The sequence below is a fragment of the Chamaesiphon sp. genome (assembly GCF_041738855.1).
Taxonomy (GTDB): domain Bacteria; phylum Cyanobacteriota; class Cyanobacteriia; order Cyanobacteriales; family Chamaesiphonaceae; genus Chamaesiphon.
The window spans coordinates 40,219-58,440 of sequence record NZ_JBGSPA010000149.1; the positions used below are offsets into that span (position 1 = coordinate 40,219).

General features: G+C 46.5%; 15 protein-coding genes. 5 read left to right on the forward strand and 10 right to left on the reverse strand.

The window, feature by feature from the left end:
- The first annotated feature begins 15 nt into the window (after positions 1-15).
- Positions 16-447, forward strand: a complete 432-nt coding sequence (locus ACEW9I_RS15550; protein ID WP_373541255.1) for a response regulator — start codon at positions 16-18, stop codon at positions 445-447.
- 159 nt (positions 448-606) lie between these two features.
- On the forward strand, positions 607-867 hold the full coding sequence (locus tag ACEW9I_RS15555) for a hypothetical protein (protein WP_373541240.1): 261 nt from the start codon (positions 607-609) through the stop codon (positions 865-867).
- Positions 868-1,205: 338 nt separating this feature from the next.
- Here the strand turns inward: ACEW9I_RS15555 and ACEW9I_RS15560 are convergent, their stop codons facing one another.
- From ACEW9I_RS15560 to ACEW9I_RS15575, 4 genes are all read right to left on the reverse strand, one after another.
- The gene (locus ACEW9I_RS15560) at positions 1,206-3,287 is read right to left on the reverse strand and encodes a M3 family metallopeptidase (protein ID WP_373541241.1); all 2,082 of its coding nucleotides are present in this window, start codon (positions 3,285-3,287) and stop codon (positions 1,206-1,208) included.
- A 98-nt stretch (positions 3,288-3,385) separates the two neighbouring features.
- The gene (locus tag ACEW9I_RS15565; RefSeq protein ID WP_373541242.1) at positions 3,386-3,898 is read right to left on the reverse strand and encodes a hypothetical protein; all 513 of its coding nucleotides are present in this window, start codon (positions 3,896-3,898) and stop codon (positions 3,386-3,388) included.
- Between the two features lie 11 nt (positions 3,899-3,909).
- Positions 3,910-4,260, reverse strand: a complete 351-nt coding sequence (locus tag ACEW9I_RS15570; RefSeq protein WP_373541243.1) for a DUF6717 family protein — start codon at positions 4,258-4,260, stop codon at positions 3,910-3,912.
- Between the two features lie 131 nt (positions 4,261-4,391).
- Positions 4,392-4,877 carry a glutathione peroxidase gene (locus ACEW9I_RS15575; RefSeq protein ID WP_373541244.1) on the reverse strand — a complete coding sequence of 162 codons (486 nt, stop codon included), beginning with the start codon at positions 4,875-4,877 and terminating at the stop codon, positions 4,392-4,394.
- Positions 4,878-4,946: 69 nt separating this feature from the next.
- Between ACEW9I_RS15575 and ACEW9I_RS15580 the strand changes: the two genes are divergently transcribed.
- Positions 4,947-5,702 carry a cobalt-precorrin-6A reductase gene (locus tag ACEW9I_RS15580; protein ID WP_373541245.1) on the forward strand — a complete coding sequence of 252 codons (756 nt, stop codon included), beginning with the start codon at positions 4,947-4,949 and terminating at the stop codon, positions 5,700-5,702.
- Between the two features lie 366 nt (positions 5,703-6,068).
- Here ACEW9I_RS15580 and ACEW9I_RS15585 read toward each other — a convergent pair whose 3' ends face one another.
- The 4 genes from ACEW9I_RS15585 to ACEW9I_RS15600 all read right to left on the reverse strand — a co-directional run bounded on the left by ACEW9I_RS15585 (position 6,069) and on the right by ACEW9I_RS15600 (position 10,207).
- Entirely contained in the window at positions 6,069-7,310 is a 1,242-nt protein-coding gene (locus ACEW9I_RS15585; protein ID WP_373541246.1) for a DUF790 family protein, read from the reverse strand.
- 19 nt (positions 7,311-7,329) lie between these two features.
- Positions 7,330-8,505 (reverse strand): hypothetical protein, encoded by a 1,176-nt coding sequence (locus ACEW9I_RS15590; RefSeq protein WP_373541247.1) that lies wholly within the window; start codon positions 8,503-8,505, stop codon positions 7,330-7,332.
- A gap of 38 nt (positions 8,506-8,543) precedes the next feature.
- The gene (locus ACEW9I_RS15595) at positions 8,544-9,152 is read right to left on the reverse strand and encodes a hypothetical protein (RefSeq protein ID WP_373541248.1); all 609 of its coding nucleotides are present in this window, start codon (positions 9,150-9,152) and stop codon (positions 8,544-8,546) included.
- A gap of 152 nt (positions 9,153-9,304) precedes the next feature.
- Positions 9,305-10,207, reverse strand: coding sequence for a hypothetical protein (locus ACEW9I_RS15600; RefSeq protein ID WP_373541249.1), 903 nt, complete (start codon positions 10,205-10,207; stop codon positions 9,305-9,307).
- A 19-nt stretch (positions 10,208-10,226) separates the two neighbouring features.
- Between ACEW9I_RS15600 and ACEW9I_RS15605 the strand changes: the two genes are divergently transcribed.
- Positions 10,227-10,484 carry a hypothetical protein gene (locus ACEW9I_RS15605; protein ID WP_373541250.1) on the forward strand — a complete coding sequence of 86 codons (258 nt, stop codon included), beginning with the start codon at positions 10,227-10,229 and terminating at the stop codon, positions 10,482-10,484.
- An 849-nt stretch (positions 10,485-11,333) separates the two neighbouring features.
- Here the strand turns inward: ACEW9I_RS15605 and ACEW9I_RS15610 are convergent.
- Positions 11,334-11,492: a hypothetical protein gene (locus tag ACEW9I_RS15610; protein WP_373541251.1), complete on the reverse strand. Its 159-nt coding sequence runs from the start codon at positions 11,490-11,492 to the stop codon at positions 11,334-11,336.
- A 559-nt stretch (positions 11,493-12,051) separates the two neighbouring features.
- On the opposite strand from ACEW9I_RS15610, the gene ACEW9I_RS15615 reads away from it, so the two are divergent.
- Positions 12,052-17,988 (forward strand): translocation/assembly module TamB domain-containing protein, encoded by a 5,937-nt coding sequence (locus ACEW9I_RS15615; protein ID WP_373541252.1) that lies wholly within the window; start codon positions 12,052-12,054, stop codon positions 17,986-17,988.
- On the opposite strand, the gene ACEW9I_RS15620 is transcribed toward ACEW9I_RS15615, so the two are convergent.
- A complete protein-coding gene (locus ACEW9I_RS15620) occupies positions 17,985-18,107 on the reverse strand; it encodes a hypothetical protein (RefSeq protein WP_373541253.1) in 123 nt (40 codons plus the stop codon). The genes ACEW9I_RS15615 and ACEW9I_RS15620 overlap by 4 nt on opposite strands.
- Positions 18,108-18,222: the final 115 nt, after the last annotated feature.

Genomic DNA, 18,222 nt, shown 5'->3' on the forward strand with positions numbered 1-18,222 from the left:
CGCTCGACCCTCATGATGAAGAACTTGATGCTAAATATTTTACTAGTTGAAGATGATGAAGCAGATGTGATGAATGTGCAACAAGCTTTTAGAAGCGGTCACATTACCAATCCCCTGTATATTGCCAATGATGGGATCGCAGCTTTGGCAATGCTCCGAGGAGAGCCAGGACAATCCCCAGTTATCCCAGCCGAGCGGCGAATTATTTTACTAGATCTCAATCTGCCGCAGATGACGGGGTTAGAATTCTTGCAACAATTGCGTGCCGATCCAACGATCGCCCACATTCCAGTTGTGGTAGTTGCCGCTTCCAAGCAAGAACGCGATCTGATCGGAGCATACGGTTTTAATGTTGCAGGCTATATTCAGAAAACTGTGAATTTTAATATTTTCACCGAACTGTTGGTGACTTTCAATGATTATTGGACATCATGTGAATTGAGTTAATCAAGTCTGGTAGCGATCGTTACTTTTTATCAAGCTTATTTTTGGCAAAGTGAGCGTAAGATTTTTTCAATTAGAGCAATCGATTCAAGATTTTCAGAAACTACTCAACCGCGATCGATCGTCGAAAAAATTGCTAGGTAAATATACGAGGATACTAAAATGGCTGGACAACTTTGTTGGATTCCCTCATTTGTGTCTAAAGGAAAGTTAACCCTACATCTCAGATTGGAACCTTATCACCCTTGGAAACCACATACCGCTTTTCCCCATTTGTGCGTTCCTGATTATCCAATTCCTGGCGGCTCCAAAGGCTGGGCAACTAGTCAAAAGCTGCTCTATTCAGGTTGGTCGATCGTTCCTACCGCGCAAGTGCAAGCATCTTTTAGGGACAATTTGGGCGATAGTTCTTGGGCGGCTTAGAGCATACTGCTAGCACCAGCAGGAACCCGCTCGATCGCAGAAGTCGGGTTCCTGAGCAAATTATCGATCGATCGAGCCAAATCTTCGATCGTAGGTTGGGTTGAAGAATGAAACCCAACATCTCTAGGGTATTGGTATGCTAGTTGGGTTGAACTAAAGCTCAACCCAACCTACGAATCTGGAGGTACAGCAACCCGCAATATCTAAATTAGAACGTCGCCAAAATCTAGAATTAAATACTTTAAGTTTTGTAGGGTGGGCAAACCTCTACTAACAATTCAATATCGAAGTATTAGCTCATTTGCCCACCATGGCAAGTCCTGCCAAATTATCCTAGATTACTTCGCAGCAACTAACCCATTGTGACGCAACAGAGCCGCTGGATCTGGCTCACGTCCCCGGAACGCCGTAAACACCTCCATCGGGTGCTGACTACCGCCCAGCGATAATACTGTATCGCGGAACCGTCGTCCGGTCGTCCCGATCGCCTCCGCATCATCCAACCCAGCATCTTCAAACGCCGCGAACGCATCAGCACTCAATACTTCTGCCCACTTGTAGCTATAATAGCCAGCCGCATAACCGCCAGCAAATATATGTCCAAAGGAGCAGAGGAAATTGTCTTCAGGTATGGGCGGAATCACCATGCTGATTTTGGCGAGGCGATTGCGAACGTCGGCAATTGTTTCCGTACCACCTGGTTTGTAGCTGCTGTGGAGTGCGATATCCAACCAGCTAAAGTGAATCTGACGCAGCATCCCACTCCCGCTCATAAATGTCCGCGCGGCGAGGAGTTTTTGATAATAGTGTTCGGGTAAAGGTTCGCCAGTTTCGTAGTGTTTGCCCAAACTCAGTAGGGTGGGGCGATGGTAACACCAGTTTTCCATAAATTGGCTAGGTAGCTCGACCGCATCCCATTCGACGTTACTAATCCCCGATGCGCCGACAAAATCGACGGTGGTAAGCATGTGCTGTAAGCCATGTCCGAATTCGTGGAACAGGGTTTCGACTTCGCCGAAGGTCATCAGACTGGGTTTCCCATCTACTGGTGGCGTTTGATTGCAAGTTAGATATGCAACGGGTAACCGGACTTTAGACCCATCTTGGTCGGTCAATCTGGAGCGACTGATGCAATCTGCCATCCATGCGCCGCCCCGTTTTTCAGACGGACGGCTGTATGCGTCGAGATAGAAGTAAGCAATCGGTTGGTTCTGCTCGTTGGCAACTTTGAAATACCGCACGTCAGGATTCCAGATCGGTGCTTGTCCGTCGGCGGCGGTGATATTGATGTCAAATAGTTGGTGCGCGAGGTTAAATAAGCCCGATAGTACCTGCTCTAAGGGGAAATAAGGGCGCAATTCTTCCGCGTTAAAGTCGAATTTGGCTTCCCGCAAGCGTTCCGACCAGTAGGCGAGATCCCAATGTTTGAGATCGTTGGCTTCGGCTGCATCTTGAGATATGGCAAAAGCGCGGAGATCTTCGAGATCCTGTTTGGCTGCTTCAAAGCTAGCACTACGGAGGGATTCGAGTAGATTTTCGACGGCGGCGACGTTGGGTGCCATTTTACTGGCGAGGCTGAGTTCGGCGAAGTTGTCGAAGCCGAGGATGTTGGACTTTTCGCGGCGCAATTCGAGGATGCGATCGATATTCTCTAAGTTATTATAGTCCCCCACTGATGCCCGACTGACCACCGCTTTATAGACCTGTTCCCGCAAGTCGCGGCGTTGACTGTGCTGCATAAAGGGGCCGTAACTAGGCGCATCTAGAGTAATCGTCCACGGGCCATCGGTGGGCGTGGCGGCTTCATTTCCGGCGGCTCTGGCTGATTGCGCGGCTTGAGCGAGTAAACTCTGTGGTAGTCCAGCGATTTCTTCGGGCTTAGTCAGAGTGAGACTATAAGCTTTAGTCGCATCGAGGACATTATTAGAGAACTTATTAGAAAGTTCGGCAAGTGCCAATTGAATCTCATTAAATCGCTGCTTTGGCTCTCCCGTCAAACCAACTCCAGATAGCTCCATATCGCGGATGGCAGCCTCGATAATCCGTTTTTGGGCTGCGTCGAAGTTAGCAAATTCGGGACTGGCTGCGATCGCCTTGTAGCCCTGATAGAGAGCGGCACTCTGTCCCAATCGCGTCCAGAATTGGACGAGCTGGGGCTGCATTTCTTCGTAGGCGGCACGGAGTTCGGGACTATTTTTGACACCCATCAGGTGCCCGACGATGCTCCAACTCCAGCCGATGCGTTCGGTCAGTCGATCGAGTGGTTCGACCAATCCCGCCCAAGTAGGGATAATATTAGCTTCAAGCTGGGTTAATGCTGCGTTCGCCTCAGTCAGTAATTCGGTCATCGCGGGAACGACTTGCTCTGGCGTAATCTCTGGAAATGGGGGCAATCCCTGACCTTGTAATAAGGGTTTCATAAGCAAGTGTGATGAGATTTTATAGATGTATCTATTATCTCTCGATCTACATCGGATGCTGTGTCTGGTTTACCGTCACTATTACCAAGTTGTACGAACTACGAGCAAATCCCTACATCAGCTCGTTCGATTACTTCTTGAGCATATCCATTATGTTCCCATACACCTGTTACCGTTCCAGCAATACCGACAATGAAAATACCTAAGACAGGAATACGTTCTAACTTTTTAAACTCAGCAATCTGGTAGCATCGACAATCTCCGGTTGAGACAAGTCGCGCCCAATGTTCGCAATTAAAACGGTATAATTCATATTGCCATTTTTCATGAAAATCTCGCGCCGAAACGTGCAACGATCGATTAACACGATCCCGATCGTGCGATTGTGTTTGGTCAACTTGAAAGTGATGCCAATCAATTTGCCAAATTTCTAATCTACCAGTATCTTTTTCTTTACCACTGTGAATAGGTTCCCATGCTAGAGATTCCCAATCGTTAAGTTGGACTGAGTAGTGTAAAATGTTGGGGTTGATGCGATCGCGATGCTGGAGCAACCGCCCATAATCTGGATGAGCGAAATTGCGATCGATTAGGGTATGAATATTTTGCATTCTACACTACCTTACAATTTTGTTTTTGCTTTAAACTGAGCATAAAACTCTTTGGGAGCGACATCGAAATATCTGAACAGTGCCGGACACAGCCATCCTTCCCGATCTAAATCTGCACTGTAATACCAATTTCCGCTCAGTTCTGCTCGTCGCCAATCAAATTTGAGCTGATAGCCAGGAAAAGGAGATCCAAAAAATATCAAGCTAAATCCCGACTCGGCATCAGGAATCTGAGTTACCATGCGTTCGATAATATCATCCGCTCCCGATACAAACGGCTCTTGGATGAGTCCGACTTTTTCATCATCGAATACCCACATCTCATCGTACTTGTAAGAATGAATTACCACGATCGAATTCATAATCATTTGCTCTAGATATTTTTATCAATCATTTCCGATCTGGTGCGTTACGCTACGCGATAACACACCCTACACATCAATTGATAGCTGACGTTCGATCGAGATAAAATATCCGGATCGATCGCGAGTTATTATTTCAAAAGTCCTTCGATATCTTTAGCGATATCTTTCGGATCGGTATTCGAGCCGTAGCGTTTGACAACATTACCACTACCATCGACTAAGAACTTGGTAAAGTTCCATTTAATCGCCTCCGTTCCCAAAATTCCTGGTGCGGATTTCTCTAAATACTTAAACAGTGGATGAGCATTGGCACCATTGACATCGACTTTCTCGAATAGGGGAAAAGACACCCCAAATCTGGTTTCACAAAAAGATTGAATAGTTGCCGCACTACCTGGTTCCTGTTGTCCGAATTGGTTGCAGGGAAAACCCAATACCGCAAAGCCTTTGCTGGCATATTTATCGTACAACTCTTGCAAACCTTTGTATTGAGGCGTGAAACCACACGCGCTAGCGGTATTGACGACGAGCAAAACTTTATCGCGATAGGTACTCAGCTCGATCGGTTGACCTTCGATACTGGTGGCGGAAAAGTCGTAAACTGTGGATGACATAAAGATGTTCTCGGTGGTGGGTACTAGTCTACTTATTATTATTGAACTACTCGGAACTTGCTAGGTGTGATGAAGCGACTCTTGATTTTGGGTGGGACTGGAGATGCGGTAAGATTGGCGAATCTAGCGATCGATCTCCCTGGATTGGTGGCTATTACCAGTCTCGCGGGGAGAACTAGCGCACCAAAAAGTCTCGTCGGCGATGTTCGCAGTGGTGGGTTTGGTGGTGAAGCTGGTTTAGTAAAATATTTGCAAACTGAGCAGATCGATCTGCTGATTGATGCGACTCATCCTTTTGCGGCTCAAATGTCGCGAACTGCGGCAACTGCGGCAACTACAGTGGGAATACCTAGATTGATGCTGCTTCGCCCTGGGTGGACGCGTTCGCCTGAAGACAAGTGGATTGAAGTCGAGAGTGTTGAGGCGGCTGTACAGGTGATTCCGGCTAGCGCACAGCGGATCTTTATAACGATCGGCAGGCAGCAACTCGCGCCGTTTGCAACTCTGACAGATAAATGGTGTTTGATGCGATCGATCGATCCTCCCGATCCGAGGATCTCATTACCTCCAGGTAAGTTATTACTCGATCGCGGGCCATTTCATCTAGAGGGAGAACGCGAATTACTCAGAGAGTATCAGATTCAAGCGATCGTTAGTAAAAATAGCGGTGGTGATGCGACTTATGCCAAGATTATTGCAGCCCGAGAGTTGGGTTTGCCTGTGATTATGGTACGGCGTCCGATGGTGCCTGATGGGGAAATAGTTACAGATGTGGCGGGTGCGGTTGAATGGTTAATCGATCGACTTTCAATCCGGTTCGGTTAATTCAATAGCTGCCTTTTGGTTGTGCTGGGTGTACCTATTATTTGGTGGATCGATGCGGTCGTCCACAACGCACGATGTTCAAAATTTTCGTTAATGAATCATTCAATCGCAGCATCATCAGTTGTGAGCTAAAATAGCGCAATCTCTACAGATATTTTTTGAGCTGGTCTCCAAGAAAATGTTCTCCAATGAACATTTTGATTTTTAAATAGGCACACCCCCAGGAGCATTCAAAAAGCGGACTAATTGTTGATTCGATCGATTAAAAAATACATTAAAAGTCGATGTTGATTCTTTTAACTAAAATCAGGGGTCTGCTCGGTGCAACACATGTGTAATTTATCTTCCGCATGTGTTACACAACTATCAATTATCAACTATCAACTGTTTAGCATCGATTACTTCCAACACTGATTTAGGTAAAAGTTTATCCTTAAACCAAATCACCTCACAGGGAAGATCGTTAGCATTTAATCCAGCCTTATCTAAATTCAACCGTTCTGAGATGGCTAAGATCAGATTCTTACAGCCAGACTTATGAACTTGAGCGAATTTTTTCTGTAAATATTCCGGTCGCCAATAACCGACGATTTCTAGGATATAGTCGCGTCCATCGGGATGCACCAATCGGAAATCGGGAATCATCACACTCCCAGGAATTGGGAGCAAATTTACTTCTCGCTCCAGTACCCAGTCGGTTTTGAGTTTGTCCCAGCGATCGGCAAAACTCGCTTCGAGCATACTATCATAAGATTTTCCTGGTGGATAGTGGGTTTCTAAGCCACATTTGTCGGTGAGGCTATAGCGTCCGATTTTGATATTTCCGGTATAAAAATCTTTGGTTTGGAGGGTTGCACTCAGGCTCCATTTTGTGACATGGAGAATTGCGGGAATTAATTTGGCGATCGCGAGTCCGTAGCGGGTGCTAGCTTTAAATAAACTAGTTGGACCATCGACTTTAATGGTAAAACCAGTATCGGCATCACCTTCGATATATGTCATCAATTGAAACAATTTCAGATATCGAAATAATAGCTTATATTGCCCAGGGACATTCCGATGGGCATTGATAGTTAGTTCGCTGGCTCGGTAAAATACACCCTGCACTTGGGAGAGATTGTAGCGATGAATTAATGCCACTGGATCGGGTGCGGTAAACTCGGTTAAAATCCGATTGTCTGGTAAATCGGCGTATAATCCTTGGGTAATCTGGGCGGGAATTATTTCGGCGTTCAATTCTTGGGAGAGATTGCTGGCAAGTGTCGCTAATGTGGCTTTACTATGCTCGACACTGGGGCTAGAAATAGCGGAAAGTGCATAAACACGTTCGCGTAAATCTGAAGGTGAAAGCGGACTGACAATCTCAAAGTTACTGAATGTTTGGCTCTTGAGTAGATGGGCAAATCCCCGCTTGACGCGAAAGTCGGGGCTATCGCCTTCTAGGTGCAAGAGCATCTCATCGAGTTGTCCCTGAGTGCCGCCTACAACAGATGTAAAGCAGTCGATAATCTCGATCGCCATCTGAATATGATGCGCGTCGATGTCGATGCGTTTGGGGACGATCGATTCGCCATTATATCGATAGATTAGGAGATCGCCAGGTAACATTTAGGCTTTAGGCTTTTGATTAAAATCCGTAACGTAGCGAAACACTAAAGGTATTATCTTTGTAAAGATTGGCGGTGGAGCCAAGGGTACGCCGAAAATCAATCTCTGCTGCATTCCAGCCTAAATATATCGCCGAGTTGGAGTTGGGATCTAAATCATAACTTAAACTTGCACCAAATGGATTGGTAGAAATATTGCGATCGAAGGCACTGACAAATCCGCCTACTTTCAACCTGTCGGTTACTTTCCAGTTAATATTAAAGATCGTTTTATTTTCGACAGATTCTGGTAACAAGTTACCAAAAAATTGGGTACCACCCATGGAGATATCGCCAAAGTTCACAGCTACTCCAGCATTGACAAAGCTTTGAGTGGAGCGGATCGGGAGAGATTGGAGCGTAATTAAGCCATCGATAATATAATTGGCATTGAATCCAAATACGAGATTATGGCGCGGATTGGAGCCGAGAGCGATCGATTGACTGGCATTAGCGGAAAGTTGACTAGCATACTCAGGATCGGAATTGAGATAACCGATCCCACCGATCCCAAAACTCAAGCCGCGCGGATTGACGATCGCATAATCAGTACCCACATAAGCTTTAATATGTGATGTAGTCTTGGGTTCAAATCCCGCATTGACGATCGCCCCAGTGTAATATCGCCAGAGGGTATTGTCAGTTAAATTCGTACCTGTAAAACTGATGTGCGGATAATAATCCGTGCGCTGACGGATGGTATCAGTATCCACCCTAGAGACATCCCGATTGAATACCGTGACGTATCCTTGCCCATAGGCATTTTGCAAGCCGCTAGAATTAAAGCCGAAGTTATTGAGATTGACATCGATGGGAACATTTCCGCCTTCTCCACCACCACTCGCGACGATGCGCGGATCTCGGAGCGTGATGTAGCGATATTCTCGCGAAAATTCGCGCTCGACGACTGGGGACATCCCTACCCAAATCGCTTGGTGACTGGCTCCAGGCTGAACTTGAGGATCGGTGCCAAAACTGGCAGCATAGCCAGTACCTGCTTGATATGTAGTCAGGCTACCATCGGGAATCCGCAGGGCATTTGCCGCTCGGTACAAGTTGGGATTGACGACAATTCGCGCACCTGGTTTGCCAGGAGCGATACTGGGCTGAAATTCTGGTAAGATTTGACCGATCGCACTAGTCAAGGCAGTTGCCAATTGATTGCGATCGCCATCAATATAATTTAGCGATCGAATTAGACATCAAAGATCAAATCGGTATTGCGAAAATTACCCGATTCAAATCCTGATGTGACTACGGTGGTGGTAACGTGTGAAACCTTATTCCCATTCAGCACAAATTGGGTGGAAAATGGATCTACTACTTTGGGAGCTAAAACTTGGGGTGCAATAATAAAGCGTGGATCTCTAGTCGCGGCTGGATTGGGTGCAAGGGGTGCATTTGATGAGGGCACTGCGGGGGTATTGTTTGGTGCAAAAATCAGCTCCGGTGTCAGCACGGAATTAATCGGCACGAGGAGCGGATTGCTGGGTGGTAGCAGTCCTGGCAAGAGATTGGGAGTGATGATAATGGGCAAATTCACGGGTAGAGGAGCAGTTACTTGAGCAACTTGCCGATCTCCTAGTGGATTATGATTACGATTTTTATCAACTAGATCCCTACTGGTAGCATTCACTAATAGTTCTGAGGCAATATCATCAAACCCGTCAGCGGCTGCATCTATTGGTGGTGTTTGAGCGATGGCATCACCACCCAGCGCAAGACACCAACTAGCGATCGCCATGCCACAGTAGGTTAATGTAAATTTAGTCTTAAAATTGGCGAGTAATTGCAAATACATCACAAGCAACATTGCTCCAACAATTAATTCTCTGTTTTCAGAGATCTAGCTACTGAGTTCAGAAAAAATATCCATCCCTGTTCGTTCCGTCAGCGTTATCTGCGTCGAAATCAACCAGAGATGGATAAATTTTTGATGAGGAGCGAAGATCGAGCCTATTTATTGTTCAATGGAATAAAGGATAAACCCGCCGCAGAACCAGTATAAGTGTACTTTACTTTGGTTTGATTGGTATCCAACGCGTTGGTAGTCTTGAGGGTGTTATTAGTTGTGGCACCACTTTGGCTATTGACATCGCTGTTGCGAGTATTGTCATTGTTGCCGCCTTTGCTAGTATTCACATTGGCACTGCTAATGTCACTAGAGGTAACATTGCTATTGCGAACGTTACTGCTAGTCTCGTTACTGCTATTTACGTTACTGGCGGTAACATTGCTATTGCGAACGTTACTACTAGTCTCGTTACTGCTATTTACGTTACTGAGGGTAGCATTGCTGTTGCGAACATCACTGGCGTTAGCATTGCCACTGTTGACATTGCTGGCGGTGTCGTTGTTGCTGTTGAATTGACTTTCTGTTGTTTTAGTCGTGCCACCACTGCTCCCAGTACCAGTAGTACCGTTGCTAGTAGTACCTGCATTTACATTGCTTGCTGCCAAGCTAGTGCTGCCAGCCCCAATGCTGCTACCATTGCTACTGCCATCGGTGGCAGCTTTGTTGTCTGTGACGTTATTGGTAGTGGATTTGATATCGTTGGCGTAAGTGCTGCCAGACTTGACATCGCTGGCGTCGGCATTACCAGTTTTGCGATCGCTAGCATTATTAGCAGCCGTTTTGACATCGCTGGCACTAGTATCACCAGTTTTGCGATCGCTAGCACTATTAGCAGCCGTTTTGACATCACTGGCGGTAGTATTACCCGTTTTGACATCACTGGCTGTAACGCTACTGTAATTGTCGTAGTTAGCGTTTTTGGTGGTAGTAGCCAATGTATCTGATTTGTTCTCCTGACGGGTGTTGAAATCAACACGATCGGAAGTATCGTACTTTTTGCTCACATCGCTGGTATTCAGATATGTGAAGACTACTGGTTGGCTAAAGCCTCGGGCACTGGCAGTCGTACCTGCATTGGAACCAGAGGTGATGGTAGCTGAACTGGCTGTGCTTTCCGTTTCACCAGTTGCTACGGCGGCGGAGAGTTCGCGGACTCCACTCGATCCATTTCCAGTTGCATTGCCACCAGGGACGATCGACAGACCGCCGCTAGCAGAGCTACCATCAAACTCGATCGATACCGCAGCTGCAGTAGTACCAGTGGTCGCAGGTAAAGCCTGAGCCGCTAGGGGGAGAAAATAGCACCAGCCGCGAGAGCTAGTGTAATTTTAGATGATAAATTCATAATTTTGAGCTTCTTTTTTGACAGTGATTAATGTCCAATTCGTAGCAAGTTTTCGCTCGAATCTGGCTCGTCAGTAAACTGCTTTAGCATCATGGTTGCTAAGTTTCAATTTGAAACCATCGCTCGATCGCTCGAATTGATGTATTTTTTATAAGTGAACACCAATATCTATTACTTGACATACTTCATGACATGTCAAGCATCAAAATCTGTCTTTTGATTTGAATTAACACAATGATAAAACGTTCGCAATATCATTGTGTTGAAGCCGATCGTTGTGAAAACTTTGGCAGTAGATTTCGAGCTACAAATTCATCAATTTTTGATGACTATTGTTGATGTAGTCGATCGATAGTCGAGCAAAACTTCATTAGCTTCAGCATACGACTCATTCAAAAATTTGACAATGGCTATCCAGCTATTTGGGCGATCGAGCTGACAAATATGGAAAACTACTACATTAATTAAGCTATATGACTGAAATATTCGTAAAATCTTTACATCGGATGATTGAATTAGCTAAATTAGTGTTGCGCGATACGAATTTAATGGCATAATATATGCTACCTGTGCTAAGGTGTGTAATGAGCAATGTTACTTACAGCCATGAAGACATCAAGCTTGCAAAATTTATGTCTTCAGCGAATACGAACGTTCTCGTGATAATTTCATCATTTATCTACTCCATTTGATTCTCACGAAAAGTAAATAAATCGAATGTTTTAGGTTCCTAGTGCGATCGAATCTAGAGTAGTGGAGTGCTAAATGAAGTCTCGTTTTGATAACTAGTCAAGAATATTACCCTCAGCGCGGATGAAAGTCGATCGTCCGATCGGCACTAATTCGCGATCGCCAATTCCCGCTGAGGCTGAGTAGATTTTACTAACTGCAATATCGAAAATTGCGATCGCTAATGTTCGGTAATAGTGGCTCGACAGGGACACAATTAACAGTTGACAGCGATTCGCGCTCCTCGGCTCTGCCGAGGGTTTAGCGCGATCGAGAGAGCGAAGTTTTTAGGGTGGGGATTTAGCCTCACAGCGAGGATGATTCGGCGGTAGATGGTCTGGTGGCTGTGGGATAATGTCGATCGATCGGTAACGAATGGAACATCTCCATCGCCACAGCATTCAACAGAGATATGCGCTAGTGATGCAGATAACTACACAGTTTGAGATGGAACCAGCTCTATGTCAACTGTCAACTGTCAACTATCAACTGTTTAAGTACCTTGGTATCGTTCCATGTACACTAATGATTGTCTGCCGATCGGAGCGTGCGATCGGGAAAATGATGATTAGTTAGGGTACGCATCGCAAACCGTAGCTAATTGACTGTCAACGTCGGGCACCATATCCCTATGGGCGGTACAGATATTGTATCGATCCGCACCTTCGGCAAATTTGACTGCGTGCTAGCTTGAAGGATGCTCGAATAGGTATTTTTTGACGATCTGACGCTCGTCAGTCCCATCGCTATTTTGACATAGAGGTCGAGCCAAGAGTGAAAGCTAAGCCTAATCACGAATCCACCCAATCTCAATTGACAATCAATCCACCAGATAGTTCCCGTCGCTGGCTCAAGTTGTTTTTAAAAACTGGCAGTGCGATCGGGTTGGGTTTGTTCTTGTTATTGATAATTGGGATTGGTTTTGGACAATGGTGGGCAAAACGTCATCTCGCACCATTAGTCGCTCAAGAACTCACCAAGAGTCTCAAACGTCCGATCGATCTGGGGAAGATTGAAGATATTTGGCTCAATGAAGTGCGGCTGGGTAATACTAAAATTCCGGTTAATGGTAATGATTTGACTCAGGTGGAGGTGCCGCAGGTTGTTATCAATTTCAACCCATTTAAATTATTACTCGATCGCACCTTGAAATTAGATATTCGGCTGGTTAATCCTCGGTTGAGTGTTGCTCAAAATGCGCTGGGAGATTGGGTGAATATTCCCCAGCAAGATAAGAAGACACCGCCACCGCTAAAAATTGAAATTGGTAAAATCCAGCTTGATGAGGCACAGGTAACGATCGTTCCTTATAGTAAAAGTCCTCGACCGATTACTATTAGTAAACTCAATCTTCAAGCTGATGTTAATGACAGTCAAGATCGAGTCAGTTATCGCGGTGATGCTCGGTTTAATCAGAGCGGACAGGTACAGATCGATGGTAATAGTACGATCGCCAGTGGTGAGACGCAGCTATCAGTCAAGGGGCAACAACTAGATGCAGCAGCAGCGACTCAAATTGTCAAAATACCTCAAGTTGCAGTCATCAATGGGACTGTCGATGGTGAGGCACAGATTGCAGTTCAGCCTCAAAAATACCTGCGAATTAATAGTAATTTATTAGTACGTAATGGCAAAATTGTGGTCGATAATGTGCCGCGCAGTTTGGATGAGATTAATGGCTTTATCCAAATATCAGAGCGCGATGTCAACCTCAAGAATGTCACAGGTAAGTACGATCGCGTAGCTGGATTGATAAATGGTAATCTCAATTACAATACGGGCTTTAATATTAATGCTAAAACTGGCTCGGTATCGCTACCGGATGTTCTCAAAAGTATCGATATCAAATCACCTTTGCCTGTAGCTGGTGCCGTAGTCGCACAGTTGCAATTGACAGGCAAATTAGACCGTCCGGTGCTAGCAGGGAAGTTTAATAATAGTCAGATCGGTCAAGTCGATCGCGTTCAAATCGATCGCATCAGTGGTAACTTTAGATTAGCCGATCGTCGGATCGAAGTAGATGCGATCGCACAACCGAAACTAGGTGGCAAAGTCACGACTCAAGGGGAGATCCAGCTTTTAAAAACTCCGCAGGTGCGCTTTGATGTGCAGGGACGGCTCCCTGGAGATCTGCTCAGCCAGCTCTACGGTGCGCGATTGCCATCACCAGTCAAGATCGGGGAGACATCGGTACGCGGGACGATTGGGGGTACAGGCGCGGATATCTACACCAATCTGCGAGTAAATGCACCCCTGGCTAGTTATCCAGCCAGTGCCGATCTTCAGATTACCCCGCAAGGCAAAGTGCTCGTGCGTGGTGCCAATGTCGCAGTGGCTGGCGGCAAGATCGCCGCAACTGGAGAAATTACCAAAACTAATTGGCAACTCAATCTGCAACCACAGAATCTTGATACTCAGCAATTAGCCAAAATTGGGGGGATAAATTTAGCTGCTAACTATGGTGGCAAATTGAGGGGAAATATTCAAGCGCAGGGTTTGAATAATGACCTAGAAATCGATCGCATTCAGGCGATTGGTACGCTAAATTTACAGTTGGCTGCTGGACAAGTTACCGCTAGTCAACTGAGGATCGATCGTGGTAAATGGCAAGCTAATGTTGGTAGTAACGCTCTCGATCTACAACGACTGATTATTAGTAAACCGCTCGATGCTAATCTACCACAATCTGGATTAGCACCGTCCGCGATCGCCGGAAGCGATCTTCAGATTCCAGCAGGTATCGCTAGTGGGAATTTTCAGGTTGGTGGCAATAGTCTCAAGCAAATTACTCCCGATAATATCGTCGCACGAGGACAGGGGAGCGTTCAGCTCAAAGCTGGCAAGATTCAATCGAATAATCTCAATATTAGTAATGGTAACTGGCAAGGTCTTTTTACTACCAGAAATTTCCAATTAGCAGAATTTAGTTCGCAAATTCGCGGACGACTCACTGGTAAATTCAATCTTACAGGTAATCTCCAGCAGTTTACACCCGCGTCAATTCGTGGCATGGGCAGTGGTACGATCGATTTAGCTCAGGGTAAAGTTGTCGGTAATAATTTACAGATCGATCGCGGTAAATTTCAGGGAAACCTCCAAGCGACATCATTAGTGCTTGGTGGTTTGGCTCCTCAAGTACCGCTAAAGTTTCGAAAAGCAAGGATTGATAGTAATGTCCAGATTGCCGGAAATATTCAATCGCTCAAGCCTGAATATATCTCAGTTGTGGGTACTGGTGAGCTGAGCCTAGCTGATGGTAAAGTACGCGCCACAGATCTAAAATTAGAAGATGGAAATTTTTCGAGTAATCTCGCGATCGCCAATTTTAAAATCGGCAGTATTAATACCCAATTATCACCCCAATTACAAGCAGGTAAAATTACAGGCAATTTTAATGTTGCCGGAAATATCGCTCGGCTAACACCAACAGCAATTCGCGCTAATGGTAATAGTATTATAGCTTTAACAAATGGTGGCAAAATTACTGCGAATAATATCAAACTTACTACCGGACAATGGGAAAGCGATCTGGCTTTTAGAGGGTTTAAGTTAGGCTTAGTAAATCAAAATTTACCATTACCAATTCAAGCCGGACTACTATCTGGAAACTTTCGAGCAGCAGGAAATTTTAACTACCCAGAATTAGGCAAGATCTCAGCTAGAGGTAACGGACAGATTAGAAGTATCCTCGGTGGCAATATCCGAGTCAACGATCTAGCCGTCAATAATGGTAAGTGGCAAAGTCAGGTGATTGTAGACAGACTAAACATCGGTGAACTAGTAAAATCTGCTCCTCAACCGATCGGGATAGCGGCTAAGAGCCAAAATCGATTAACCGGACAATTAAGTGCTGACTGGCAGATTGGCGGCGATCTACTTAATAATAACCTCGCCAGTCTCCAAGTATTAGGGCAAACAAAATTAACCGATCTCCAAGTCGGAGCGATAAAATTCGATCGCAATTTGAGTGGTAATATTCAAGCCAATCCCGGACAAGGTGTAGATATTAATTTTGCTGGTACGAGCGATCGCTTGGCACTATCCCTCGATCGCAATTTACAACCCCAAAGTTTTGAGATCCAACAGCAACAGATCGCCGCCACCGGGAATGTCGATGGTAAACTACTGGCGATCGATCTCCAGAGATTACCGCTAAGTTTATTACAACCGTGGATTCCCAAAGGTGCGGGGATTCAAGCATATCGATTTGATGGAATTGCCAAGGGTAATCTCGATGTCAATCTGACTGACTATCAGGTGACGGCTAGAGAGCTGGAAATCACCAAACCGACCTTCGGTGCCTTTGAGGGCGATCGATTGCTTGCCAATTTCCGCTATGCTAACGGACAACTCGCCGTTAATAATACCGAACTGCAACGCGGCACCCGTACCTACCGGATCGTGGCTGCTAGTCTGACACCTGGAGCCAGTACACCCACCTTCCAAGCCAAATTCCAAGTCCCGAGCGGCAATATTGAAGATATCCGCAACTTACTCCAGATCTTTAGTACCCAAGATGTCTTTACACCACTCAATCGGCGGAGATACGGCACCGCCGCCGATCTCAACGCCCAAACCGAGAAAATAGCCAATCGCCCCCAACCCCTCTACAACGAGCTGCGGCGACTCTCAGAACTGCGACGGTGGTTGGATCGCGAGACAGCTCTCCAGCAGGACAATATGACCATTCCAGATGCGGGGAACCTCCAAGGCGAATTTAGTGGTGACATCGCGATCGCCAGTAGCCCCCAAGCCGGACTCACCAGTGATTTCAACATCGTCGGTGCCAACTGGCAGCTCGAACGCTATCGCCTCGACACAATCCTCGCCAAAGGCAACTGGCGCAACGGCAAACTCCGGCTCGAACCGCTCAATTTGACCATTCAGGATAGCCAAATCGACATCGCTGGCGATTTTGGGTTATTTAACCAAAACGCCACCGTCAACGTCCGTAACTTCCCCGTAGAGTCCCTGACTAGCCTCACCACCATCCCTGTCGATGTCCGTGGGGGTGTCAACCTCTTTGCCCAAATTAGCGGCAATCTCGCCAATCCTCGCGCCAGTGGTGAGATCTCCCTCAGCAACGGACAACTGAACAATACCAAACTTCAGAATGCCACAGGTAGCTTCAACTACTGGGATGGACGCCTAAACTTCCTCAGCGATGCCACTTTCGCCGATCGACCGCTCATCGATCGCGAAGATCGGCTGAAAATTACTGGCAGTATCCCCTACCAACTCCCCTTCGCCCTCAAGCCACCCGCTACCAATGACATCAAAATCGATTTGAGCTTGCAAAACCAGGGCTTACAGATCCTGGATGTCTTTAGTCAACAACAACTACGCTGGATCGATGGACAAGGTAAAATATCCCTGAGAATCGACGGCAAAATGCAGCCAAATGGAGAGCCGGAAAGATTAACTGCTAGCGGGATCGCCAACATTGCCAACGGCAGAATCAAAAGTGTCGCACTACCCGAACCCTTAACCGATATTAATGGCGATATTGTCTTTGATTTCGATCGGATTGACGTCCAAAAATTGACTGGCAAATTCAATCGCGGGCAAGTTACTGTCGCCGGAATTATCCCCATCGCTGACTCCTTCTCGATCGAACCGAGCAAACAGCTCAGCGTCCAGATGGACGGCATCGCTATCAATCTCAAAGACAAATATAACGGTGATGTCAATGGTAAACTCACACTCCTCGGTACCGCCCTCACCCCGATTTTGACTGGCAATGTCCAACTCAGTAACGGACAAGTCTTCTTGCCAGACACATCTAGTACCACAACTACCACCGTGCTGGGCATCCAGCCAGCCATCCCCGCCGCACCGCCAAATGCCAATGCTCTCCAGCTCCGCAACCTCCAGGTGACTTTGGGCGATAACCTCCAAATCACCCGCGCGCCGATTTTGAATTTTGTGGCTACTGGCAAAATCGATCTCGATGGTACCATCGACAACCCGCGCCCCTTCGGTCAAGTTCAGCTCCAAAAAGGATCGGTCAACCTCTTTACCACCCAATTTCGCCTCGCCAGTGGTGCCCAGACAGCCGACTTCTTCCCCACCTTGGGCGCAGATCCAGTACTCAACCTCCGCCTCTTTGCCAGAACGCTCGAAAGTGCCACTAATCCCCTCATTCAAAAGAACTCTAACGCCCGCATTGATGCCAATGGTGAAATCAATCGCCCTGCTGATTTTTATACCACCAACTTCGGTTCCGTCCAAACAGTGCAAGTCGAAGCGCGGATCGCGGGACTAGCAAGTCAACTCACCCAACGACTCGAACTCACGAGTAGCCCCGCCCGCAGCCAGCCAGAAATCGTCCTCCTCTTGGGCGGTGCTCTCGCCGAACGCCTCACTTCTGGTGGCGATCTCGGACTCGGAGCCATCAGCCTCGCGAGTTCCAATCTGCTCAATAGCATCCAAGATCGGATCGGCGATGTCCTCAATCTGAGCGACTTTCGACTCTATCCAGCGATTACCAAAGGCTCAACAACTAGTGCTAATTCCACGTTTGGCATCGCCGCCGAAATTGGCACCGAAATCACGCCCAAATTCTCGGCTTCAGTCTTTAAAATTCTCACCAATAGTGAATCACCATTCTACAGCCTCCGCTACCGCGTCAGCGACCAAATCCTGATCCGTGGCTCCACCAATCTCTTCGGCGAAAATCGCGCGATTGTAGAGTTTGAACAAAGATTTTAGGCAGTGCTGAATTCAGTTGAGGTAAGGTGTGTTGGGCTGCTGCCATAACGCACCAGTATCCAATTTCCAGGATCTGCTTGAGGATCGCCATCGTAAATAGGGCTTGCTGAATAAGTCATACGATCGAGTGAGCGAATCTCGAAGCACGCTCACTCGAAGCGCGTCGTCTAGCGACGATCGCCAATGATAATTTTTAGTTAAGCTCAAAGGAGATACAAGCAAGATTTCTAATCG